Origin of the sequence: Mesorhizobium sp. M0618, from assembly GCF_040320765.1 — a bacterium.
In the GTDB taxonomy this organism is placed as follows: Bacteria; Pseudomonadota; Alphaproteobacteria; order Rhizobiales; family Rhizobiaceae; genus Mesorhizobium.
Genome location: NZ_JAMYQH010000008.1, coordinates 1 through 23,736, shown reverse-complemented (window position 1 = coordinate 23,736; position 23,736 = coordinate 1). Strand labels below are relative to the sequence as shown.

Below are 23,736 nucleotides of genomic sequence, written 5' to 3'. Positions count from 1 at the left end.
ATAAGCAATGAAGCTGGTCAGCTACAACATCCAGTACGGGTTCGGCGGCGACGGCCGCTACGATCTTTCGCGCGCCGCGCGCATCGTTGCCGGTGCCGACATCATTGCCCTGCAGGAAGTCGAGCGGCACTGGCAACGCAGCAATTACGACGACCAGCCGGAGCTGCTTTCCCGTCTGCTGCCCGAACATCACTGGGTCTACTGCCCGGCCTTCGACATGGATGCCAGCGAAAGGCGCGACGGCCGTCTGGTCAACCGGCGCCGCCAGTTCGGCACCATGGTGCTGTCGAAACTGCCGATCGTCTGGTCGCGGCTGCATGCGCTGCCGATGCGCCGTACGCAGCGGCCGCTCAACACCCGCAACGCCGCGCTTGAATGCATGATCCGCACGCCGGCAGGGCCGGTGCGGGTGCTGTCGCTGCATCTCGCCCATATCGCGGCCGAGGAGCGGCTGGAGCAGATCGACTATCTCCTGGCCGAGCATCGCCGGGCACCGTCCGATGGCGGGCCGTGGAGCGGCGTCGACGACGAGCCCACGCGCAACTGGACCAGCGGCGAAGCGGAGCCGGAAAACCCGCTGGCGGCGATCTGGATGGGTGATTTCAACATGGAGCCGGGCAGCGCCGAATATCGCCGCATCGTCGGCAGCACACCCTACCATCGGGGTGCCGCCTATCTTGATGGTTTCGTCGATGCTGTCGCCGTTGCCGGGGAGCCGGTTCCGGACTTCCACACCCATGTGAAGACCATCGACGGCAAGCTGGCAAAGCGCCGGCTCGACCATTGCTTCGTCGGCGGCATGTTCGCCGGGCGGGTGCGTTCGATCAGTGCCGACATCGGCGAGGTTGCGTCGGATCATTTTCCGCTGCGGGTCGACATCGACCTGGAAACGCCCGGAATTGCCACATGACGCTTTTCGTCTTCTTCGCAGTGCTTGCCGCCGCCGCCATGCACGCGATCTGGAACGCGCTGGTCAAGGTCCATCTCGACCGCTTCCTGTCGATCACGCTGATGACGCTCGGCATGGGCGCTGCAGCACTCGTGGTGCTGCCTTTCGTCGAAGTGCCGAAGGCGGAAGTGTGGCCTTACATCATCGCCTCCGTCATTTTCCACATGGGCTACCGGACCTTCCTGATCGGCGCCTACAAGGCCGGCGATTTCGCCCAGATCTATCCGCTGGCGCGGGGTACCGCACCTCTGCTCTCGGCCTTTGGCGGCATGTTCGTCGTTGCCGAAATCCCCGGCCCGTTCGCCATGCTCGGCATCTTCCTGTTGTCGGCCGGCACGCTGGTGATGTCGTTTCGTGGCGGCGCGCATCTGGAAAAGCTCAATCTGCGCGCGGTCGGCTTCGCGCTGGGCACTTCTATCTTCATTGCCAGTTACACGCTGTCCGACGGTAGCGGCGCGCGGCTGGCGGCAACCGCGCAGAGCTATGCAGCCTGGCTGTTCATCTGCGATGCTTTTGGCGCCTTGGTGCTGTGCCTCATCTTCCGCGGGCCGAAGGCGCTGCCGGTGCTGGCGCGCGACTGGAAGGCAGGGCTGTTCACGGGCGTGCTCAGTGGGGCCGCCTACTGGATCGTCATGTGGGCGATGACCAAGGCGCCGATCGCCTCCGTGGCCTCGCTGCGTGAAACCTCGATCCTGTTTGCCATGATGATCTCGGTCTTCGCTCTCGGCGAAAAAATGACCGGCTGGCGCGGTGCTGCCGCGCTCAGCATCGTTGCGGGTGTCGTTGCGCTCAGGCTCGGCTGACCTGGACCCTAGTTGAGCACGGTCATCACCTGGCCACGTCGTTCCGGGCTGAAGCGGATGACGATGATGATGCAGACGGCGACCACGCCTGCGAACAGCGCCAGAGCATAGCCATAGCTGCCTCCGGCGCTTTCAGCGATTCCTGCTTGATAGGGGCCGCCATAGGACGCGGCGAGATTGCCCGCCTGATAGATAAAGCCGGGCAAGGTCGCCCGCACCGCTCCGGGCGAAAGCTCGTTGAGGTGCACGGGGATGACGCCCCAGGCGCCCTGGACCGCGACCTGCATGACGAAGGCGCCGATGGCGAGCATGAACGGCGTGGTCGAGTAGGCCCATAGCGGGATGGACGGCAAGGCGATCAGGCATGCCAGCGTGATGGCGTTGACGCGGCCGATCTTCTCCGACAGCGCGCCGAATGCCAGGCCACCGACGATGGCGCCGATATTGGCAACGATGGTGATCCAGCTCACTGTGTGCGGATCAAAGCCATGCTGCTTCTTCAGGAAGGTCGGATAAAGATCCTGCGTGCCATGGCTGAAGAAATTGAAGAACATCATCAGCACGACGGCATAGAGCGCGACGCCCCAGTGTTTCTGCAGGGTTTCCCACATGCCCGGTCTCGCGGTCTTCTGCGCTTCGACGAAGGCCGGCGATTCCGGTACATGCGAGCGGATGAAGAGCACGATCAGCGCCGGCACGAAGCTGAGCAGGAACATGGCACGCCAGCCGATCGTGTAGCCGCCGATCGTCTGCTGATAGAACAGACCATAGACCACCGCCGCCAGCAGATAGCCTGCCGGATAGCCGCATTGCAGGATGCCGGAGACCATGCCGCGGGCACTGGGCGGAATGGATTCCATGGCCAGCGAACTGCCCAGCCCCCATTCGCCGCCCATGGCGATGCCGAACAGCGCGCGCAGCGCCAGGAAAATGCCAAGATTGGGCGAGAAGGCGGCCAGCGCGCCGATCACCGAATAGCTGACGATGTTGAGCATGAGGATCGGCTTGCGCCCGTATTTGTCGGCAAGCATGCCGAAGAAGAACGCTCCGATGAAGCGTGTCGCCAAGGTCAGGAACAGCGCCTTGGAGACCGCGGGCACGTCGGCGTGGAATTCGGTCGCGATATCGGTGAGCAGGAATGTCAGAAGGAAGAAATCGAAAGCATCGAGCGTCCAGCCCAGGAATGAGGCGAGGACGGTCTTCTTCTGCTGCGAATTAAGGGGCAAATCTTCCTCCATCATCATCGATGGGGGGAATTATCGGCCAGTTCAGTGAAGACCGGTGGTCACGTTTTCGCGTGGCTCATTTGATCGAACGCCCGCTGGAATGGCGGAAGGTGCGATGACACCGACCGGTGCCATCTGTCGATGAACTCGATCGTGGCTTGAGGGTAGGTTTAGATTTCGAGATCAAACACCAGCAGTCCGTCCGTGCCGCCTTCCAGGGCAGCGACCAGGCGCGCGCCGGCGCGCTGGTGCGCTTCATGCACAAGATAGGCATCGCGCGCGGCAGCATCGCGGAAATCGATGGTGAAGCCGTGGGTGAAGCCGCGTGCGAACGGCTCCGGGCTGACATTGGCGCTGAATTTTACTGCGTCCATGCCGTCGATCACCTGTCGCAGCGCCTTGAGATCGGCATGGATCGCCGTGCGCTCGGTGGCGGCGACATCATTGCGGAATCTAGCGAAAACACAGTGCCTGATCATATCTTACCCCTCAGTGGCTAAGCAGCCCGGTTTCCGGAAAACACCGCCGGCGGCAGCGGCTCGCGTCCAAGGACCAGGTCGGCGCCCTTTTCACCGACCATGATGGTCGGCGCATTGGTGTTGGATGAAGGCACGCGCGGCATCACCGAGGCGTCGCAGACGCGCAGGCCCTCGATGCCGCGCAGCCGCAGATCCGGCGTCACGACAGCCATCTCGTCATGACCCATGCGGCAGGTGCCAACCGGGTGATGGTCGGTCTTGGAGGCGCGGCAGGCATAGGCGAACAGCTCGTCGTCGCTGACTAGTGACGGGCCGGGCAGCACTTCGCGCAGCACATAAGGGGCAAGCGCCTTCTGCCGCATGATCTCGCGGGCCAGCCGCAGCCCCTTGATCGACATGGCGCGGTCATAGGGATCGGACCAGTAGTTCGGGTCGATCAGAGGATGATCGGCCGGGTCGGCACTCTTCAGCCGCACCGTGCCGCGCGAACGCGGCCGCAGGAAAGCCGAGTTCAGGGTGACGCCGGGGTTTTTCAGCTTCTCGACGCCAGCCTCGATGCCGGAGCCCAAGCCGAGATGAAACTGGATGTCGGGCGAGGCGGCGGTCGGGTCGGCGTACCAGAAGCCGCCGGTCTCGAACAGGCTGGAGGCCACCGGCCCTTTCTTCAGCAGCAGATACTGCAGGCCGGCCCAGGCCGTGCGGTGCAGCTTGGCGTAGTTGTCATAGGTGTGATCGCCCGTACATTCGGCGATGACGAACAGATCAAGATGGTCCTGCATGTTGGAGCCGACGCCGGGCAGATCGTGCACCGGCGTGACGCCGACCGACTTCAGATGGTCGGCGGGGCCGATGCCCGACTGCATCAAGAGTTTCGGCGAGCCGATGGCGCCGGACGAGACGATCACCTCGCGCTCGGCGCGCAGGATTTTGTTCTCGCCGCCTGGCCTGTCGACCACCTCCACGCCGATGGCGCGGCCGTTCTCGACGACGATGCGCGTCACCAGCACATCGGTTCGGACGGTCAGGTTCTTGCGGGCGCGGATAGGCCTCAAATAGGCGACTGAAGCGGACGAGCGCCGGGCATCCTTCTGGGTCAGCTGGTAATAGCCGACGCCTTCTTGGGCAGCGCCGTTGAAGTCCGGGTTGAAGGGGATGCCCATCTCCTGGCCGGCACGGAAATAGGCCTCGCAGATAGGCAGTGGCGCAATCGGGTTCGAGACGCCGAGCGGCCCCTGGTCGCCGTGAAAATCGTTGGCGTAGCGCTGGTTGTTCTCAGCGCGCTTGAAATAGGGCAATACATCGCGATAGCCCCAGCCGGCGAGGCCTTCTTCCTTCTCCCAGGCGTCGTAGTCGCGGGCGTTGCCGCGCGTGTAGATCTGGGCGTTGATGGACGAGCCGCCGCCGACCACCTTGGCCTGCGTGTACCAGAAGACGCGGTCCTTCATGTGCTTCTGCGGCACCGTCGACCAGCCCCAGGAGGCAATACCCCTGGTCATCTTGGCGAAGCCCGCGGGCATGTGGATATAGGGATGCCAGTCCTTGCCGCCGGCTTCCAGCAGCAGCACCGAATTTGCCGGATCCTCGCTCAATCGGTTGGCCAGAACGCAGCCGGCAGGACCGGCGCCGACGATGATGTAGTCGGTCATGAAACCATCCACTTAAAGCCGCGGCACGGAGAGCGCCCCGTCGACATTGATGATCGAGCCGGTCGAAAAACCGAGCCTGCCGCCGGCGAGCGTCGCCACCACCGCACCGATGTCCGATGCTTCGCCCCAGCGTTTGGCCGGCACCAGTCCACTGTCGATGAGGGCATCGTATTTGGCGGTCACGCCTGAAGTCATGTCGGTGCGGATGATGCCGGGCCGCACCTCGAACACGCCGATGTTTTCGGGCGCCAACCGCAGCGCCAGGTTCTTCACCCACATCGAAAGCCCGGCTTTCGAGATGCAGTAATCCGGTCGCTCCGGCGACGCCATTTCGGCGCTGACCGAGGTGATGGTGATGATCGACCTCTGGTGATCGCCTGGCGCAGCCAGCATCGCCTTGGCGACGGCCTGGCTGAGGAAGACGGTGCCGCGCAGATTGATGCCCAGCGTGCGGTCGAAATTCTCCGGCTTGAGGTCCAAGAGGTCACCGCGCACCACGGCGCCGATGCCGGCATTGTTGACCAGGCAGTCGATACGGCCGAAGGCGCGCATCGCGGCATCGACAAGTGCGGTGTGGCTGGCGAGATCGGCGATGTCGCAACGGACATAGGCGAACTTCGCGCCACGCTTGGTGATGTCGGTGGCAAGTCCATCAGCGGCTGTTTCGGCAAGATCTGCGATCAGAATATCGAAGCCGACATCCGCCAACGCCTGGGCGCAGGCAAGGCCGATGCCGCGCGCGCCGCCGGTGACGATGGCGGAGGGGCGGGTCATGCGGCGAGGTCCGTCTTGCGGATGTGGTCCGCGACGCGGAGCGCCTGCGCGGCGATCGACAATGCCGGATTGACCGCCGCCGAGTTCGGAAGGAAACTACCATCGACAACGAACAGGTTCCGGTGATCGAAGGAGCGGCAGAACGGATCGAGCGCCGCCGTCGCCGGATCGTCCCCCATCTTTATCGTGCCGCATTGGTGCGACGGCGTGCGCTTGTCGAAGGGGCGTGAGAGAACGATGGGATAACCGCAGGCGCGGAAATTCTCGCGCATCACCTTGGTCAGCCCGTCGAGCGACTGCATGTTGGAGCGCCGCCATTGCATGACGATGTCCTTGCCGTCGACCATGATGCGGCTTTCCGGATCGGGCAGGTCCTCGCACATCAGGTACCAGTCGACGGCGTGGCCGGCCATGAAGTCGAGCGCGAATTTCGGCGTGTACCTGACGTTGGCCCGCAGCATGTTGCCGTCGATCTTTCCGAGAAGCTGGACATTGCCGAGCGGCTTGCCACCCTTGCCGTCGGACAGGTAATAGTCGTTCAGCATCAACGTCTTCTGGTAGACGGCATCGTTGCGGCGGCGCGGGTCGATCGCCAGCATGGCGCTGGAATTGTGGTTCATGAAATTGCGGCCGACCTGGTCGGAGCGGTTGGCGAGGCCTTTGCCATCTCCCTTGCCGTTGTTGGGCGAGGGCGAGCGCAGCAGGATGACGGCGGAATTGACCGCGCCGGCGGAGAGGATGACCAGCTTCGGCGACACCTTCTTCAGTTCGCCGTTCTGGCGATAGCGGATGGCAGCAATGGTTTTGCCGTCGATCGAGGCCTCCAGGTACTCGACGTAACAGCCGGTCTCGAGCCGGATGTTGGTGTCCTTCAGCGCCGCCGTCAGCGGTCCGGTCTGCGCATCGACCTTGCCCTGACCGGTGTTGGGAAACGCGTCCCAGCCGGTCTTGCCCTCCTTCAGCCAGGTTTCGATGTCGACACCGAGCGGCAGCGAGGCGGGATGCAGGCCGAGCCCCTTAAGTTCGGCGCGGGCGCGGGCAATCGGTGCCTCGTCGGGCACCGGCTTATAGGCGTAGGGGACCGAATGGAACGGCTCGGTCGGATCTTCGCCCAGCGTGCCGCGCACGCGAAACAGCTGTTCGGCTTTCGAATACCAGGGCTCGAACTCGTCATAGGAAAACGGCCAGGCCGGCGAGACGCCGCCGAAATGCTCCATGGCGGCAAAATCCTCTTTGCGGTAGCGGATCAGCACCGCGCCGTAGAATTTCGAATTGCCGCCGACATAGTAGTAATTTCCCGGATTGAAGGCGGCACCGCCGGCTTCGCGCCACATCTCCTTCGGCCGATAATGGCCATCGACGAAGATCGAGCGCGTGTCACGTGTGTGCGGCGTCGCCGGCAAAGGCTCGCCGCGCTCCAGCATCAGGATCGAGGCGCCGCTGCCGGCAAGGCCGGAGGCGATCGTGGCGCCGCCAATGCCGGAGCCGATGATGACGATGTCCGGATTTGTCATGGCCTAAATCGCGTCCCGACGCGCTTTAGTTTCTTGTTTTGATGCATGTCGTTGCCCCAAAACCGGATCCACTTTTGGGCGACATACATTAGCGAATACGGGTCTCGGTCGCCGGATCGAAGAACACCGCCTTGGTCAGGTTGAAGGCGAGCGGCGTGTTGGTGCCCGGCTGGATGTTGGCATCGGCGCGCAGCCGCGCCACCACGCCCTTGCCGCCGAGATTGGTGACGGCGAAGGTATCCGAGCCGGCCGGTTCGACGACCTCGATGTGACAGTCGGCGGTTGCGATGTGCGAGGCGTTGCGCTCGGCACCTTCCGGATCGGTCAGGGCTTCGGGGCGGACACCGAAGATAATCGGCTTGCCCTGGAATGCCGACAGGCCCGCCGGCGCATTCGCCATCGGCAGCGAGATCGGCTCGCGCGCCTCGCGCTGCAGCACGACCGACAGCGCATTGCCTGACGTGCCGATGGTCGCCGGGATCAGGTTCATCGCCGGCGAGCCCATGAAATCGGCGACGAAGAGATTGCTCGGGTTGTTGTAGATCTCGGCCGGGGTGCCGAACTGCTGCACCTCGCCATCCCGCATGACCGCGATCTTGGTGGCCAGCGTCATCGCCTCGATCTGGTCGTGCGTGACGTAGACGATGGTGGTGCCGGTGGTGGCGTGCAGGCGCTTGATTTCGATGCGCATGTCGACGCGCAGCTTGGCGTCGAGGTTGGACAATGGCTCGTCGAAAAGGAACAGTTTTGGGTCGCGCACCAGCGCCCGGCCCATGGCGACGCGCTGGCGCTGGCCGCCCGAAAGCTGGCTCGGCTTGCGCTGCAAGAGGTGGCCGATCTGCAGCACCTTGGCCACCTTGTCGATGGCCTTCTGGCGCTCCGCCGCCGGCACGCCGCGCATCTCCATGCCGAACGAGATGTTTCCGGCCACCGTCATGTTCGGGTAGAGCGCATAGCTCTGGAACACCATGGCGATGTCGCGCTTGGAGGGGTGCAGATCGTTGATGGTGCGGCCGTCGACACGGATTTCGCCAGACGTGATCGTCTCCAGGCCGGCGATGGTGTTGAGCAAGGTCGACTTGCCGCAGCCGGAAGGGCCGACCAGCACCAGGAAGCCGCCTTTCTCGAGTTCGACATCGATCCCTTTGAGGATCTCGACCTGGCCGAAGCGCTTTCTCAGACCATCAATTTCCAGAAAAGCCATCAGATCATCCTTTGACGGCGCCAGCCATGAGACCACGCACGAAGTAGCGGCCGGCGAGCACATAGACGAGAAGGGTGGGCAGTGCCGCGATCATCGCGGCGGCCATGTTGACGTTGTATTCGACGACGCCGGTCGAGGTGTTGACGACGTTGTTGAGCGCCACCGTCATCGGCATCGCGTCGCCGGTGCCGGCGTAAGCCGAGGCGAACAGGAAGTCGTTCCAGATGTTGGTGAACTGGTAGATCACCGTGACGACGAAGATCGGCATTGAATTCGGCAGCATGATGCGCCGGAAGATCTGGAAGAAGGAGGCGCCGTCGACCTGTGCCGCCTTGACCAGTTCGGTCGGGAACGCCTCATAGTAGTTGCGGAAGAACAGCGTGGTGAAGCCGATGCCGTAGACGACGTGGACGAAGACGAGGTTGACCGTCGGGTTGCCGAGGCCAAAGCTGGTTCCCGTTGCATTCTGCAGCGTGACGCCGAAGCGGCCGAGGCTGCCGAGGATGGTCGCCATCGGCAGCAGCACCGACTGGAACGGGATGAAGCAGGCGAACAGCATCAGCCCGAACACCAGCGTTGCCCCGCGAAAACGCCATTTGGTCAGCACGTAGCCGTTGAGCGCGCCGAGCATCGTCGAGATCAGGACGGCTGGGACGACCATCTTGATGGAGTTCCAGAAATAGCCCTTGATGCCGGCGCAGGTGAGGCCGACGCAGGTCTCGCCCCAGGCCTTCAGCCACGGATCGAAGGTCGGCGCCCTGGGCAGCGCCAGCATGTTGCCGTTCTGGATCTCGTCCATGGTCTTGAACGAGGTCACCAGCATGACGAACAGCGGCATCAGATAAAATAGCGCAAACAGCGCCAGCAGCCCGTAGATGACGATGCGGTTGATAACCTTGACGTTGACGCCGCCGGAGGCCTGGCGGGCGGGAGTGGTGACGGCGCTCATCGCGGCTTCTCCCGCAGTTCCGAATAGAGATACGGCACGATGATTGCGACGATGGTCATCAGCATGATCACGGCGCTGGCCGAGCCCACGGCCATTTCGTTGCGCTTGAACGTGTACTCATACATGAAGTTGGATGGCAGCCAGGCCGAGCCGCCGGGGCCGCCGCTGGTCAGCGCCACGACCAGATCGTAGGACTTGATGGCGAGGTGCGCGAGCACGATGAAGGCCGACAGGAAGATCGGCCGCAGCAGCGGGATGACGATGCGGCGGTAGAGCTGGAAGGTGGTGGCGCCGTCGATCTGCGCCGCCTTCATGATCTCGCCGTCGATGCCGCGCAGGCCGGCCAGGAACATCGCCATGATGAAGCCGGAGGCCTGCCAGACGCCGGCAATGACCACCGTGTAGATGACGAAATCCTTGTTCTTGATCCAGTCGAAATGGAAGCTCGTCCAGCCCCATTGATGCAAGGTCTGCTCGAGGCCGAGGCCGGGATCGAGGAACCATTTCCAGGCGACGCCGGTGACGATGAAGGACAGCGCCATCGGGTAGAGATAGATCGGCCTCAGCACGCCTTCGCCGCGGATCTTCTGGTCGAGCAGGATGGCCAGGAACAGGCCGAGCGCCAGGCAGATGAAGATGTAGAGAAAGCCGAAGATGCCCATATTGGTGATCGACGTGTACCAGCTCGAGGGCGGGTCGGTGTCGAAGGTCCAGCCCCACAGTCGCTGATAGGCGCGCGAGCCGGTGATGACATAGGATGGGAAGGTCTTGGAATTGGTGAAGGACAAATAGATCGTCCACAGGATGAAGCCGTAGACGAAGACGATGGTGATGGCAAAGCTGGGCGCCAGCACGATCTTCGGCAATGCGTCCTGCAGGCGTGAGCGCACCGAGGCGCGTGGCCGCGCATGCTCCGGCGTCAGCTTGATCTGGCTTGTCGCTACCGTGCTCATGGGGCTCCTCCCGTCGACTCGCGGCCAACCAGCTTCGCGGATCTAAGTTCGCGGATCTGGGCCTTCCCCGCCGGAGCGGGGAAGGCGTTTTTGGCGCGTGGCGCTTACTTGGCGTCGTCGATCGCCTTGACCAGCTCGGTCACGGCCTCGTCCGAGGTCTTGATCTGCCCATGGACGAATTTGGAGACGACGTCCTTGTAGGCATTGGCGACCGCCGGGGGCGCGCCATAGCCCTGGGCGAGCGAGCCGAACAGCGTGCCGCCTTCGTTGGCTGCCTTCAGGTCGGCGATGCCCTTCTTGCCGCACGCGTCGAAGTCGGTGTCCGGAACGTCGGTACGGGCCGGAACCGAACCCTTGACGACGTTGAAGGCCGACTGGAAGCTCTTCGACAGGGTGGCGGTGGCCAGCGCGACCTGGGCGGCCTTGCGGTCGTCCGGAACGTTGAACATGCCGAACATGTCGGAGTTGTAGATCACTGAGCCGTCGGTGCCCGGGAAGCGATAGCACAGGAAGTCGGTGCCCGGCGTTTTCTTGGCGGCGTTGAACTCGCCCTTGGCCCAGTCGCCCATGACCTGCACAAGGGCATCGCCCTTGATGACCATGGCGGTGGCAAGGTTCCAGTCGCGGCCGGAGAAGTTGGGGTCGACAAAGGTGACGAGCTTGGCCAAATTGTCGAACGACTTCTTCATCGTGTCGGACTTCAGGGACTCGTCATCGAGGTCGTTGAAGGCCTTCTTGTAGAACTCGGGTCCGCCGGTCGACAGCACGACGGAGTCAAACATGGTGGCTTCCTGCCAGTTCTGGCCGCCGAGAGCGAGCGGGATCACGCCTGCCGCCTTGGCCTTGTCGAGCAGTGCAACGAAGTCGTCGAAGGTCTTCGGCTCGGTACCGCCGATCTTGTCCAGGACGGCCTTGTTGATCCACAGCCAGTTGACCGAGTGAACGTTGACCGGAGCCGCGACCCACTTGCCCTCATAGACCGAAAACTTCTGCAGGGCTGCCGGAACGGACTTGTCCCAGCCTTCTTTCTTCGCCGTTTCGGTCAGGTCGCCCATGACGCCGGCGGCCGCATAGTCGAGCACGGTGTAGCCGAGCATCTGCGAGGCGGTCGGGTAATTGCCGGCCGCGACCATTGCCTTCAGCGCGGTCATGGCGGCATCGCCGCCACCGCCGGCCACCGGCACGTCCTTCCAGGCATAGCCTTCCTTGGCCAGGTCGCCCTTGAGGACGTTGAGAGCAGCCGCTTCGCCACCCGACGTCCACCAATGCAGCATCTGGACTTCCTTGACGTCCTCGGCGTGGGCTGTGAAAGCCAGGCCCGACGCGAGAGCCGTTCCGATAAGCAGTTTGCGCAACATGTACTTCCTCCCTTGTTGCATTACACGACCGGTGAAGCCCACCGGGTTCTTCTCAACTCAGCCGACCCACCACCCGGTGCGCTGGCCGCGATGAAACTGGATTGTCTTTTCCTCGGTATAGTCCTCGACGGCGCGTTTGCCGAGTTCGCGTCCGAGACCGGACTGCTTGTAGCCTCCGAAAGGCAGCTCGGGATAACCTTCCATGAACGTGTTCACCCAAACGGTTCCCGAACGCACCCCACGCGCCACCGACATGCAGGTGTCGATGCTGGCGCTCCACACGCCCGCCGACAAACCATAAGGCGTGTCGTTGGCGATGTGCAACGCCTTTTCAATCGATTCAAATGTCAGCACCGAGAGCACCGGGCCGAACACTTCCTCGCGGGCGATGGCCATCTCCTCGGTGACGTCGCGAATGATGGTGGGATCGAGATATTGGCCGACATTGGAGGCCAATTGCTTGCCTCCGCTGTAAACCTGGCTGCCGTCGCCTTCAGCGGCAGAAACATAGCCGGCCACCTTCTTCAGATGGTCGGACGAGATCATCGCGCCGACTTTGGTTTGGTCATCGAGCGGATCGCCGACCGTAACCCTGGCGGTAAGCGCCTTGACAGCGCTGAGAAAATCGTCGGCGATCGCCTCGTGCACGATCAGCCGGCTGCCGGCATTGCAGCACTCGCCGGCATTGAAGAAGCCGCCGAACACCGCCGCATCGGCGGCCGCTTCGAGGTCGGCGTCCGGGAAGACGACCTGACCGTTCTTGCCGCCGAGCTCCATCGAGACTTTCTTCAGCGATTGCGCGGCCGAGGCCATCGTCATCTTGCCGACGCGGGTCGAGCCGGTGAACGAGACCATCTCGACCAGGGGATGGCTGACCATCGGCGCACCGACATCGGCGCCGAGACCTGCAAGGATGTTGACGACGCCGGCGGGCAGGCCGGCCTGCATCAGGATATCGCCGAGTACGAAGGTCGAGGCCGAGGTCATCTCACTCGGCTTGACCACCGCCGTGCAGCCGGCGGCGAGCGCGAAAGGCAGTTTCTGGCTGACGATCAGGAACGGGAAATTCCACGGCGTGATGATCGAGACGACGCCGATCGGCTCGCGCAGCACGACGCCCAGCATGGCATCGCCGAGATTGGCATAGCTTTCGCCGTGCAGCGTGCGGGCGAGCGAGGCGGCATAGCGCCAGATATCGACGGCGCCGCCAATCTCACCGCGCGCCTGGGCGATCGGCTTGCCCGATTCCAGTGCGTCGAGCCGGGCGATCTCTTCCAGCCGGCCCTCGATCAGGTCAGCCGCCTTGAGCAGGATCGCGGCACGCTCAGCCGCCTTCATGCGCGGCCATGGGCCGGTCTCGAACGCCTTGTGGGCGGCCCGCACAGCGGCTTCCACTTCGGCCGCGCCGGCCTGCGCGTAGTGCGAGACGGTGAAGCCGTGGCCGGGGCTATTTCGAGCAATCGTGCGGCCGTCGCGGGCATCGACATGCTTGCCGTCGATCAGCAGTCTGTACGCTTTCGGTGCCGCAGCCGCCTCGGCCGGCATGGCGATCTTGAGGGGGGCGTTCATCTGTTTTCCTCTAGGATCTCGAAAAGGCCGGCTTCTGCTTGGCCTTGAAGGCATCGACGCCGGCCTTGAGATCTCCGGTCAGGGCGATGAAGCCGCTGGCCAGCGCTTCGGTGGCGGCGGCACTTTCCTCGCCTTCGGCGACCGCGATCATCAGCTTGGCGGCTTCGGTCGCCAGCGGGCCGCGCTCGGCGATCTTTTCCGCCCAGGCCTGTGCATTAGCCAGCGCCTTGCCGGTCTCGACCACCCGATCGACAATGCCCAAGGCCAGTGCTTCAGGGGCGAGAAAGATCTCGCCGCCCAGCGCCATGCGCCGCACCGTCTGCGCGCCGAAGCGGCGCACGGCGCGCTGCGTGCCGGACCAGCCCGGAACGACGCCGATCGAGGTTTCGGGAAAGCCCAGTTTCACTTGTGTTTCCGCGATGCGGAAATCACAAGCCACAGCCAGTTCCAGCCCGCCGCCCAGCGCATGGCCGGACAGGACGGCGATGGTCGGCTGCCGCAGTCGCGCCAAGCGGTCGAAGACGCGGTGGCCATAGCGGACCCATTGCACCTGGAAATCGGCGGCACTCATCCGCGCCCACGCCTCGACATCGCCGCCGGCGCAGAAGCCCTTGCCTTCGCCGCGCAGCAGCACGACGCGGACGCCCTCGGCCATCTCGGCTGCGTCGAGCGCCGTCTCCAGCGCCCGCAGCATGGGGATATCCAGCGCGTTGAATTTCTCCGGTCGGCGCAGCGTGACGATGCCGATGGCGCCATCCTGCTCGAAAGTGACGAGAGGTTCAGCCATGCGCGCCTCCGAGCGAGGCGCCGCCATTCAGCGACAGGCCTATCGGTTGCTCTTGATAGAGGGCTGCCGGTGTCGTCTTGAGGTCCTTGGCAACGCCCAATGGGATCTCCGACTGCGCCAGCACATCGCGCTGCAGATCGATGCCGGGTGCGAGTTCTGTGACGACCAGGCCCTCCGGCGTCAGCCTCATCACGCAGCGTTCGGTGACATAGGTGATGTCTTGCCCCTGCGCGACTGCCCGCTTGCCCGAAAACGAGATGTGCTCGACCTCGTTGACCACCTTCTTGACCTTGCCCTCCTGATCGATGCGGATGGCGCCATCGGCCAATGAGAGTTTTGCCCCGGCGTTGAAGAAGCCGGAAAACACGATCTTCTTCGCCCGCGCGGTGATGTCGACAAAGCCGCCGGCGCCGGCGGTAACATGCGGGCGCGCCGAAAGCTTCGAGACATTGACCGAGCCATGGCGGTCGATCTGCAGGAAGGACAATAGCGAGGCGTCGAAGCCGCCTGCCTGGAAATAGATGAACTGGTGCGGCGAGGGCATGAAGGCGTCGGCGTTCGACGAACAGCCGAATTTGAAGTCGAGCAGCGGCACGCCGCCGACCGCGCCCTGTTCGATCACCCAGGTAATCTTGCCGTGCTGTCCTTCCTCGAGAAGGATGCGCGGGACATTGGCGGAAATGCCGAAGCCGATGTTGACGGCCATGCCGTCGCGCAACTCCATGGCGACGCGGCGCGCGATCACTTTCTGGACGTTCATCTCCGGCGTGCGGAAGCTCGACAGCGGCCGGAAGATCTCTCCGGAGATCGCCGGGTCATAGGGTGTCAGCGTCGTCTGCAACTGGTCGGGCGCGACGACGATGTGGTCGACCAGGACGCCCGGCACGCGCACATCATGCGGTTTCAGCGTGCCGTTCTCGACGACGCGCTTGACCTGCGCGATAACGATGCCGCCATTGTTGCGGGCGGCGAGTGCCTGTTCGAGGCCGCCGAGATAGGCACCCTCATGCTCATAGGTGAGGTTGCCGCGCTCGTCGGCCGACGTGGCGCGGATGATCGAGACCTGCGGCACGATGGAGCGGAAATAGAGCCATTCCTCGCCGTCGAACTGCTGCACCGAAACGATCGGCTCGCTGGCGGCGGCGTTCATGGCGCAGCCCTGGTGGCGCGGGTCGGCGAAGGTGTCGAGGCCGACCTTGGTCAGCACGCCCGGCCGCTTGGCGGCCGCTTCGCGGTGCATGTCGAACAGGATGCCGGACGGCACGTTGTAGGCGGCGACCGAATTGTCGCCGATCATCTTCCAGATCTGCGGCGGTTCGGAAGAGGAGGGGCCGGACGGGTAGGAGCCGCACAAAGTACGCTTCAGCAGGCCGGGCTTGGCCAGATGGTCGATGCCTTTGATGCCGTACATGTCCCCGGCTGCGATCGGGTGCAGCGTCGTGATGTTCTTCGGATGGCCTTCCCCGTCGAAGCGTTCGCCGATCGCGGCAAGCACCGCGTCGGGGCAGCCGAGGCCGCTCGACGACGACACGGATACGACCATGCCGTCCTTGATCAGGCCCGCTGCCTGCGCTGCCGAAACGACCTTGCTCAATTCGTGCTCCCCGAACCGGCCGTCCTGTTTCGGGTGCGGCGATCCGGGCCACAGCTTTCCCTGACGACCAGATTGACCGCGCCAATATGGTCTTCGGCGCGTGTGGTGCGCGACTGGATCATTTTCAGCATGACATGGGCGGCGCGTTCGCCGAGGCCGGCCGAATCCACCGCGACGCTGGTCAGAGCCGGCATGTAATGTTCGGCCTCGGCCACATCGTCGAAACCGACGATGGCAAAATCAGTTCCCGGCTCAAGCCCGCGCTTGCGCAGCGCCAGCATGGCGCCAAAGGCGACAGCGTCGTTGAAGCAGAGCGCCGCGGTCGGCGGTTCAGCCATAGCGAGAGCGGTTTCGAGGCACGCGATACCGCCTCTGCGGCTGGTCTCTCCCTCGACGACCAGTGCGTCGCGGTCGGAGATGCCCTGCGTCTCGCAGGCTTCGCGAAATCCGCCAAGCCGATCGTGATAGACCACCAGGTCGGACGAACCGCCGAAGAAGACCAGCCTGCGATGTCCCTTGCCGATCAGATGGGCGGTGGCGAGATAGGCGCCGCGATGATTGTCGGGCGCGATAACCGGAATACGGCTCTCGGGAAGCCGGCGCATGGCGAAGACCACCGGCAGACCTGCCGTCTCGATCCGCCTGAAGGCGCCCGGCGTCGTGCCGCGAGCCGGCGACACGATGAGGCCGGCGACGCCTTGCTCCATCAACGACTTCAGCACTTCTTCCTGGCGTACCGGATTTTCCGCCGTGTTGGCGATGAACGGCACGATACCGGCCGACTGGAAGACGCGTTCCATGCCAACCGCCAGCTCTGCGAAGAAAGGATTGGTGAGATCGTTGATTACCATGCCGATGACATTGGAGTGAGCCTTGCGCAGATTGGCGGCGCCGCGGTTGTAGACGTAACCGACATCCTCGATCGCCTTGCGCACCTTGCTCGCTGTTTCGGGCCGGATCAGCCCGCTGCCCTGGAGCACGAGCGATACCGTCGATTTGGACACGCCTGCTTCGCGGGCGATGTCGAATATTGTCGCCTTGGCCCGGTTGGCCATCCAGATGCATCCTCCCCGAGTGCAGGCCCAAAGTTATTGGAACGTTCTAATCTCTGCCCCGCTCGTAAGTCAATCGGGATTTTTCCCGCGCCTCGAACGCCGATTGTGCGTACTCAAATGGCTTGCTCCACAAGGATTTGTGTTGCAATGCAGCATTCTTCCTGCCGTGGAGCCGGAATCTTAAAGGTTCTTGATTTATTGGAACGTTCCATTTAGTAGCGTTGCGAAGGGAGAGATGGATGGACATTTCCTTGCCTGGTGAGGGTGGCGGCAGCACCCGGTACACGCTGGTTGGCGAGCCCGTGCAGCCTGACATCGGCGCGCGATTTTCGCGTATCGCCTATGCCGCCGCGCACGTCGTTGCCGATCCGCTCGCCATGACCGATCCATGGTCCCGGCCGGTGGTCGACTGGGACAGGACGATGGCGTTCCGTCACCATCTGTGGCGGCTGGGATTCCGCATCGCCGAAGCGATGGACACGTCGCAGCGCGGCATGGGTTTCGACTGGGCAAACGCGCAGGAATTGATCCGCCGTTCGATCGCCGAGGCGCGTACCGTCGATGGCGCCGATCTCGCCTCGGGTGCCGGCACCGACCATCTGGCGCCCGCCACCGCCAGGACGCTGGACGATGTGATCACCGCTTATGAGCAGCAATTCGCTTTCATCGAAGGCTTGGGCGGCAAGGCGATCATGATGGCCAGCCGGGCACTGGCGGCTGTGGCCAAGGGGCCGGACGACTATGTCGGCGTCTACGACCGCATCCTGTCCCAGGCATCCGGCAAGGTCATCCTGCACTGGCTGGGCGACATGTTCGATCCGGCGCTCAGGGGCTATTGGGGCAGCGAGAATTTCGAGGCCGCGCTCGATACAGTTGTTGCCATCATCGAACGCCATATTGGCAAGGTGGAGGGAATAAAAATCTCACTGCTCGATGCCGGCAAGGAGGTCGCGCTGAGGAACCGTCTGCCGGACGGCGTCGTCATGTTCACCGGCGACGATTTCAACTATCCCGAACTGATCGCCGGCGACGAGAAAAGACACTCGCACGCACTGCTCGGTATTTTCGATGCGATTGCCCCGGTCGCCAATGCAGCGCTGGCGAAACTGGCGGAGGGTGACCGCGCCGGCTATGACACATTGATGGCGCCGACCGTGCCACTATCGCGAAAAATCTTCGAGGCGCCGACCGAGTACTACAAGGCCGGCATCGTCTTCATGGCCTGGCTGAATGGCCACCAGGACCATTTTGCGATGGTCGGCGGCATGCAGTCGGCGCGCGGCATCCGTCACTATGCCGACGTGTTCCGCCTTGCCGACCAGGCAGGATTGCTCGCCGATCCCGATCTGGCGGTGGCCAGAATGAAGAGCCTTTGCACCGTCGCGGGCATCTGAAGCGCGGAAAGGCTGACCGGTCGAAGAGGACGCGTCGCCACGCGATTGCTGCGCCTGCCCAGGTGTTTCCGCTGTCGAACGACCGCGAGGGTGGTTTTCGCGTCACCAATTTTCTTGTGAACCAATTTCTCTCGAGGCGCGACCAAGCGATGTGTCCAAACATGGTCCATCAAGGAGAACGTCTGATGTTTACTGTTTCAAGAAACGTCCTTTTGGCCGCCATCGCCGTTTCGGTGCTGGCCGGCTGCAAGACAACCGCTCCCAGGGAATGCGACAAGCTGAAGCCTGGCGTCACCTACAACGGCAAATGCTGCGGTCTCGGAGAGCCTTGTCGCGAAGGCAAGGGCGGCGGCGACAGGCCGGGAAATACGCCTGATCCAGCGCCGCAATGATCTGATCGAGTGCGGCCCGTTCCGGTCAAACGCCGGGACGGGCGCGTTGCGCTCGAAAAACTCGCCAGTGTCCAGCTTCCCTTGGGCGAACGAAAATTGTCCAGCTCGGGCGAGCGGGCCAGGATGCCGATTCAAGTCTGATCGTCTGGTTGGATGGTGGGCGTGACAGGGATTGAACCTGTGACCCCTGCAATGTCAATGCAGTGCTCTCCCGCTGAGCTACACGCCCATCCGAAGCCGCGCATACACCATTTTTGATCCAGCGCGTCAATAGCAGGAAAAAGGAAAGAAGGCGTCGTCTCGCCGCAGTGGCGAAGAGGTGCGGCGCCTCGCCTAGAAAACGGCTCAGGCCGCCTGCAGCATCTTCTCGACCTCGTTGACGAGGTCACGCAGATGGAACGGTTTCGACAGCACCTTGGCGTCTTTCGGCGCCTTGGAGTCCGGGTTCAGCGCAACGGCGGCGAAACCGGTGATGAACATGACTTTCAGATCAGGATCGATCTCGGTGGCGCGCCGTGCCAGTTCGATGCCGTCCATCTCCGGCATGACGATGTCGGTCAACAGCAGCGAGAACGGCTCCTCGCGCAACCGCTCATAGGCACTGGCGCCATTGTCGAAATCGCTGACCTGGTAACCGGCGCGCTCCAGCGCCTTGACGAGGAACCGACGCATATCGTCGTCGTCTTCCGCCAGAAGAATGCGTGCCATGATATCCCGTCCGAATCACCCGCCCGAGATTGCCGTTGGGCAAGCCCGTTAACCATCCTGTATATGAGGAGGTGAGGGTAAACATCAAGTGAACGCGGACGGCGATGATCCATATTTGCCAGGGCGTGTGCTGCCGCTGAAATGCTGGACACGCGGCCTGCAAGGTGGCACTTTCACATCATGATGCACTGGTGTTTTCGGGTTCGCTCAAATTGAAGACGGCAGCCGAGGATTTTTCGGTCTTTCCACCCTTCGAAATCCGGTCGGGCGCCGAGCAGCGCGTCCCCTTTCTCTTCAACTCGCCGCATAGCGGCCGCTACTATCCCGAACGCTTCCTGGCCATGGCAAGGCTGGACCGCAATGCCATCCGCCGGTCGGAAGACTGTTACGTCGATGAGCTGTTCGGCGGCGCCGTGGCGCTAGGCGCGCCGTTGCTGGCAGCGAATTTTCCGCGCGCCTATCTCGACGTCAATCGCGAGCCGTGGGAACTCGATCCGCGCATGTTCGCCGAGCCAGTGCCGTCTTTCTGCAACATCCGCTCGGCGCGGGTGGCTGGCGGGCTTGGCACGGTGCCGAAGCTGGTGGGCGAGGGGCTCGACATCTATTCCGGTCGCCTGCCGCTGGCCGAAGCGGTTGCCCGCATCGAAGCCGTCTACAAGCCCTATCACGAAACGCTGAAGCGGCTTTTGACCCGGACCCATGCGCGGTTCGGTTTTGCCGTGCTGATCGACTGTCATTCGATGCCGGCGAGCATCCGTGTCGGCGACAGCGGTCTGCGGCCCGACTTCATCATCGGCGACCGCTTCGGCATCTCGGCAACCGCCGCCCTGACCGAGACCGCGATCGGCCTGCTCAGCGCCATGGGCTATTCGGTTGCCCACAACAAGCCCTATGCCGGCGGCTTCATCACCGAGCATTACGGCCGCCCGGCGCGCCATCTGCATGCGCTGCAGATCGAGGTCAATCGCGGGCTCTACATGAACGAGCGGACATTCGAGAAGGCCGCCGGCTTCGATGCGCTGGCCGATGATCTGACGCGGTTCTCAGCCGACCTGATGTCGATGCCCGACCATCATTTCATCGACCTGCCGCTAGCCGCCGAGTGAGCGACCGGCCGTTGGCCGCAGAGTGAAATCGCGGCGTAAAAAAAGACCGCATCGTTTGCACGATACGGTCGAAGTCTAGGGAGGAAACGCCCAAGGAGGGCATGGACAGGAAACCCTGTCCGAGATCAAGGGTATTGTGCGCTGCACAAATGTCAAGCGACCTTGAGGCTTTTTTAATTCACTCTGATGTGGAAATTGCGTTTCGACGACGCTTGTGTGACATCCGGGCAACAGATGCCGTCGCGGAAAAGTCGTCGAACACTCTTGTTTTGGTACGAAATTGGCGGCAGAGCACGGCTCGGACATGCTGCAGTGCGGGAGAATCAGTTGGACATCAGTGTCGGTTTCATGCGCCGCATCGCGCAGGTGGCAGCGGCGGAGACCTTGCCGCGCTTTCGCAGCCAAGGTGCGGTCGCCAACAAGGAACAGGGCAGTTTCGATCCGGTCACCGAGGCCGATCGCGAGGCCGAGCGCGCCATCCGGGCGCTGATCTCTGCTGAGTATCCCGACCATGGCATTCTTGGTGAAGAGCATGGCAGCGAGAACATTTCGAGCCGGCATGTCTGGGTGATCGACCCGATCGACGGCACGCGCGCGTTCATTTCCGGCCTGCCGGTGTGGGGCACACTGGTCGGGCTGACGATCGACGGCGACGCCGTTGCCGGCATGATGGCGCAACCCTTCACCGGCGAGCTTTTCTACGCCAACGGCTCGGGCTCCCATTATGAGGGGCCAGGCGGGCCGCGAAAACTGACGACCCGCAAGACGACGAAGTTGGACCAAGCGACGCTGTTCACCACCACGCCGGCCCTGTTCAAGGGCGAGGCGCGCAACCGTTACGATGCATTCGAAAGACAGATCCAGCTCGCCCGCTATGGCGCCGATTGCTATGCCTTCGCCATGATCGCCTCAGGAAGCGTCGACATCGTCGCCGATCCCGGATTGAAGCCCTACGACATCGTGGCGCTGATCCCGATTATCGAAAAGGCAGGCGGCGTCGTCACCACATTCGATGGCGGGCCGGCGGAACAGGGCGGCGATGTGCTCGCCGCGGCGACGCCGGAGCTTCATGCCGCCGCCATGGCCGCCTTGCGCGGCTAAACGAGCGTCCGCTGCCATTCAAGTGATGCCGACCGCTTGAAGCAGTCGTTTTACTGCCGGCGCACCCCTTGGGGAGCGGGCCAGCGACCGGCGCCTGTCAGGCTGTGGGGTCGTCGCTCCCGGGAATGAAGGCGTCGAAAGCGGCGAGCAATTGCTCGCGATAAATGTCGGCTTCCTGCAGGATTTCGTGGCGGGAGCCATCGATCATCAGCAGCGAACCGAGCCGCAGACGCCTGGCGTAGGTTTCCACGGCCCTGGTCGAGACGACCTGGTCGGCGCCGGCGGCGATTATCAGCAGGGGGACCTGAATCCCTGCCATGAAGTCGGGGTCGCTGACAGCTTCGGATGCCTCGGCGGCCGCCTTCAGCCAGCGGATCGTGGGACCACCAAGTGCCAGTTGCGGAAACTCTTCGTAGATCCGTGTGTTGCGCCGATAGCGCTCCGGGTCCGATGTCAGCTTGTTGGTCTCGAAAGGGGCCGTTACCCTCGGCCGCGGACCCCAGGCGGCGTAGAGCCGGCCGAGGCTGAGAGCGCAGAACAGAGAACAGACGCGGCGAACCGTCGAGATCGAGACCGGCAGGTCGGGCAGCGTCAGGAAGGGCGCGATCAGCACCATGCGCCGGATGCGGTTCACCATCGACGGGGCGGCAAGCAGGGTGATCAAGGCACCTGCCGAATGGGCGAGGATGTAGTACGGTCCGCGGCAATCGGGCAGCACGATCTCCTCGAAGAATTGTTCGAGGTCGGCGGTGTAGTCGCGGAAGCTGCTGACGTAGCCGCGCTGGTGATCGCGGATCAGCCGGTCGGAATCGCCCTGGCCGCGCCAATCGAGGGTGGCGACGCCAAAGCCGCGATCGGCAAGGTTGCGGATGGTTTCGAAATATTTCTCGATGCACTCGTTGCGGCCGGTGAGCAGGACCACGGTGCCCTTCATCGGGCGAGCGACTGCGCCGAACAGGCCGTAGCGGATATTCTTGCGGTCACGCGTGGTGAAGAAGCCGCCGGTGGCATTTTCCGGCCGCGGATTGCCCTCGATTTCGTGAAAAAGGGAGTTTTCGGTGAAAAGATCCGTCATTCGGCGCTTCGTGCTCGGCGTCTCGCATGCCCGCCTGCGCTGGCCGGCTCCGCTAAGGTGATAGACGCCCATGCGCCAAAAGCCAAGGAATTCCCGGTGAAGGGGAGGCTGCACCAGGGAAGGCCGGAAGTCGCTCGAAAGCGTGCTTCCGGCCTCTGTCGATCCGGGAGGAAGGGACGTTACACCCGGTCGGCCTCGTTGCGGTGCCTGTTGTGCAATCGGCGCCGCCAGTCCTTGATCCTGAAATGCACCCTAGCGCCGGCTGCCTGAACGCGCGCCGAAGTGCCGGTTCATCTGCCGTTCATCAAGGGGCCGGCCGCCGTGGCCTTTGCCGCCAGGTGAAATCTTGAAATGCTTTCCTGCGCTCCCCAAATGTCTCGTGCGGTCGCCAATGTCGGGGCCGCTGGCCCACCCGAAACGCCGCTCAAGGGTTTCGCACCGGTCATACGCAAACCATGTTGCTCAAAAGGAGAACACCTCATGCGTCACGTTGATTTTTCCCCGCTTTATCGCTCTACCGTCGGCTTCGATCGTCTGTTCACGATGCTCGATTCGCTTGCGCAGCCGGATGGCGCGCAGACCTATCCGCCCTACAACATCGAGCGCACCGGTGAGGATTCCTACCGCATCTCGATGGCGGTTGCCGGCTTCTCGGACGAGGAAATCTCGATCGAAGCCCATCGCAACGTGCTGACCGTGAAGGGTGAGCGCAAGGATGAGGGTACCGGCGAAGGCTCTGAGCTGCTCTATCGCGGCATTGCCTCAAGGGCTTTCGAACGCCGCTTCCAGCTTGCCGACCACGTCGAGGTCGTTGGCGCCTCGCTGAAGAACGGCCTGCTCTTCGTCGACCTCAAGCGCAACATCCCCGAGGAGCTGAAGCCGCGCAAGATCGCCATTACGGCGTCTTCGGCCAAGGCCAAGCAGATCGAGGCCAAGACCGCTGCCTAAAGTACAAGTCTCCTCCCGAGACGGAAGCGGGGGCGGCGGGGCACGCCGTGTTTTTTTTGGGGGGATTAGGGTGGAGGGGCGCAGAGTGCCAAAACCCCGCGCATGGACTGGGGTGGGGTCCACCGGGTGGTGGCGCGGGGGGGGGCAGATGG

The 23,736-nt window shown here is 63.2% G+C and carries 22 protein-coding genes and 1 tRNA gene; 7 read left to right on the top strand and 16 right to left on the bottom strand.

Annotated elements, in window-relative coordinates; translation table 11 throughout:
• Positions 1–7 precede the first annotated feature (7 nt).
• On the top strand, positions 8–910 hold the full coding sequence (locus tag NKJ04_RS10870; protein ID WP_352674842.1) for an endonuclease/exonuclease/phosphatase family protein: 903 nt from the start codon (positions 8–10) through the stop codon (positions 908–910).
• The gene (locus NKJ04_RS10865; RefSeq protein ID WP_352674839.1) at positions 907–1,752 is read left to right on the top strand and encodes an EamA family transporter; all 846 of its coding nucleotides are present in this window, start codon (positions 907–909) and stop codon (positions 1,750–1,752) included. Before NKJ04_RS10870 ends, NKJ04_RS10865 begins: the two co-directional genes overlap by 4 nt.
• A gap of 8 nt (positions 1,753–1,760) precedes the next feature.
• On the opposite strand, the gene NKJ04_RS10860 is transcribed toward NKJ04_RS10865, so the two are convergent.
• The 13 genes from NKJ04_RS10860 to NKJ04_RS10800 form a co-directional block, all read right to left on the bottom strand.
• A complete protein-coding gene (locus tag NKJ04_RS10860) occupies positions 1,761–2,996 on the bottom strand; it encodes an MFS transporter (protein ID WP_502897898.1) in 1,236 nt (411 codons plus the stop codon).
• 152 nt (positions 2,997–3,148) lie between these two features.
• Positions 3,149–3,457: a Dabb family protein gene (locus NKJ04_RS10855; protein ID WP_352674836.1), complete on the bottom strand. Its 309-nt coding sequence runs from the start codon at positions 3,455–3,457 to the stop codon at positions 3,149–3,151.
• A gap of 17 nt (positions 3,458–3,474) precedes the next feature.
• Positions 3,475–5,103 carry a GMC family oxidoreductase gene (locus NKJ04_RS10850; protein WP_352674834.1) on the bottom strand — a complete coding sequence of 543 codons (1,629 nt, stop codon included), beginning with the start codon at positions 5,101–5,103 and terminating at the stop codon, positions 3,475–3,477.
• Between the two features lie 12 nt (positions 5,104–5,115).
• Positions 5,116–5,877 carry a 3-ketoacyl-ACP reductase gene (locus NKJ04_RS10845; protein ID WP_352674832.1) on the bottom strand — a complete coding sequence of 254 codons (762 nt, stop codon included), beginning with the start codon at positions 5,875–5,877 and terminating at the stop codon, positions 5,116–5,118.
• On the bottom strand, positions 5,874–7,391 hold the full coding sequence (locus NKJ04_RS10840) for a GMC oxidoreductase (protein ID WP_352674831.1): 1,518 nt from the start codon (positions 7,389–7,391) through the stop codon (positions 5,874–5,876). Before NKJ04_RS10840 ends, NKJ04_RS10845 begins: the two co-directional genes overlap by 4 nt.
• An 88-nt stretch (positions 7,392–7,479) precedes the next feature.
• Positions 7,480–8,595 (bottom strand): ABC transporter ATP-binding protein, encoded by a 1,116-nt coding sequence (locus tag NKJ04_RS10835; RefSeq protein ID WP_023810089.1) that lies wholly within the window; start codon positions 8,593–8,595, stop codon positions 7,480–7,482.
• 4 nt (positions 8,596–8,599) lie between these two features.
• Positions 8,600–9,544 carry a carbohydrate ABC transporter permease gene (locus NKJ04_RS10830; protein WP_023810088.1) on the bottom strand — a complete coding sequence of 315 codons (945 nt, stop codon included), beginning with the start codon at positions 9,542–9,544 and terminating at the stop codon, positions 8,600–8,602.
• Positions 9,541–10,497 carry a carbohydrate ABC transporter permease gene (locus NKJ04_RS10825; RefSeq protein ID WP_127290550.1) on the bottom strand — a complete coding sequence of 319 codons (957 nt, stop codon included), beginning with the start codon at positions 10,495–10,497 and terminating at the stop codon, positions 9,541–9,543. The genes NKJ04_RS10830 and NKJ04_RS10825 overlap by 4 nt, the downstream gene beginning before the upstream one ends.
• A gap of 104 nt (positions 10,498–10,601) precedes the next feature.
• A complete protein-coding gene (locus NKJ04_RS10820) occupies positions 10,602–11,855 on the bottom strand; it encodes an ABC transporter substrate-binding protein (RefSeq protein WP_352674830.1) in 1,254 nt (417 codons plus the stop codon).
• Between the two features lie 57 nt (positions 11,856–11,912).
• A complete protein-coding gene (locus NKJ04_RS10815) occupies positions 11,913–13,424 on the bottom strand; it encodes an aldehyde dehydrogenase family protein (protein WP_352674828.1) in 1,512 nt (503 codons plus the stop codon).
• 10 nt (positions 13,425–13,434) lie between these two features.
• Complete coding sequence (locus tag NKJ04_RS10810) at positions 13,435–14,211, bottom strand: enoyl-CoA hydratase/isomerase family protein (protein ID WP_352674826.1); 777 nt, start codon at positions 14,209–14,211, stop codon at positions 13,435–13,437.
• A complete protein-coding gene (locus NKJ04_RS10805; RefSeq protein ID WP_352674823.1) occupies positions 14,204–15,805 on the bottom strand; it encodes an acyl CoA:acetate/3-ketoacid CoA transferase in 1,602 nt (533 codons plus the stop codon). Before NKJ04_RS10805 ends, NKJ04_RS10810 begins: the two co-directional genes overlap by 8 nt.
• The gene (locus NKJ04_RS10800) at positions 15,802–16,860 is read right to left on the bottom strand and encodes a LacI family DNA-binding transcriptional regulator (RefSeq protein ID WP_027037607.1); all 1,059 of its coding nucleotides are present in this window, start codon (positions 16,858–16,860) and stop codon (positions 15,802–15,804) included. The genes NKJ04_RS10805 and NKJ04_RS10800 overlap by 4 nt, the downstream gene beginning before the upstream one ends.
• 239 nt (positions 16,861–17,099) lie before the next feature.
• On the opposite strand from NKJ04_RS10800, the gene NKJ04_RS10795 reads away from it, so the two are divergent.
• Complete coding sequence (locus NKJ04_RS10795; protein ID WP_352674821.1) at positions 17,100–18,254, top strand: dihydrodipicolinate synthase family protein; 1,155 nt, start codon at positions 17,100–17,102, stop codon at positions 18,252–18,254.
• A gap of 185 nt (positions 18,255–18,439) precedes the next feature.
• Positions 18,440–18,646 (top strand): hypothetical protein, encoded by a 207-nt coding sequence (locus tag NKJ04_RS10790; protein ID WP_023810079.1) that lies wholly within the window; start codon positions 18,440–18,442, stop codon positions 18,644–18,646.
• 154 nt (positions 18,647–18,800) lie between these two features.
• On the opposite strand, the gene NKJ04_RS10785 is transcribed toward NKJ04_RS10790, so the two are convergent.
• Together NKJ04_RS10785 and cpdR are read right to left on the bottom strand one after the other, a co-directional pair.
• A tRNA-Val gene (locus NKJ04_RS10785) sits at positions 18,801–18,875 on the bottom strand.
• Between the two features lie 116 nt (positions 18,876–18,991).
• Positions 18,992–19,354: a cell cycle two-component system response regulator CpdR gene (gene cpdR / locus NKJ04_RS10780; RefSeq protein WP_006199474.1), complete on the bottom strand. Its 363-nt coding sequence runs from the start codon at positions 19,352–19,354 to the stop codon at positions 18,992–18,994.
• Positions 19,355–19,518: 164 nt separating this feature from the next.
• Between cpdR and NKJ04_RS10775 the strand changes: the two genes are divergently transcribed.
• Positions 19,519–20,460 (top strand): N-formylglutamate amidohydrolase, encoded by a 942-nt coding sequence (locus NKJ04_RS10775; protein WP_352674819.1) that lies wholly within the window; start codon positions 19,519–19,521, stop codon positions 20,458–20,460.
• A 327-nt stretch (positions 20,461–20,787) separates the two neighbouring features.
• Positions 20,788–21,561 carry a histidinol-phosphatase gene (gene hisN / locus NKJ04_RS10770; RefSeq protein ID WP_023810077.1) on the top strand — a complete coding sequence of 258 codons (774 nt, stop codon included), beginning with the start codon at positions 20,788–20,790 and terminating at the stop codon, positions 21,559–21,561.
• A 97-nt stretch (positions 21,562–21,658) separates the two neighbouring features.
• Here hisN and NKJ04_RS10765 read toward each other — a convergent pair whose 3' ends face one another.
• A complete protein-coding gene (locus NKJ04_RS10765; RefSeq protein ID WP_128303128.1) occupies positions 21,659–22,636 on the bottom strand; it encodes an alpha/beta fold hydrolase in 978 nt (325 codons plus the stop codon).
• 480 nt (positions 22,637–23,116) lie between these two features.
• Between NKJ04_RS10765 and NKJ04_RS10760 the strand changes: the two genes are divergently transcribed.
• On the top strand, positions 23,117–23,584 hold the full coding sequence (locus NKJ04_RS10760) for an Hsp20 family protein (protein WP_013529716.1): 468 nt from the start codon (positions 23,117–23,119) through the stop codon (positions 23,582–23,584).
• The last annotated feature ends 152 nt before the right edge of the window (positions 23,585–23,736 follow it).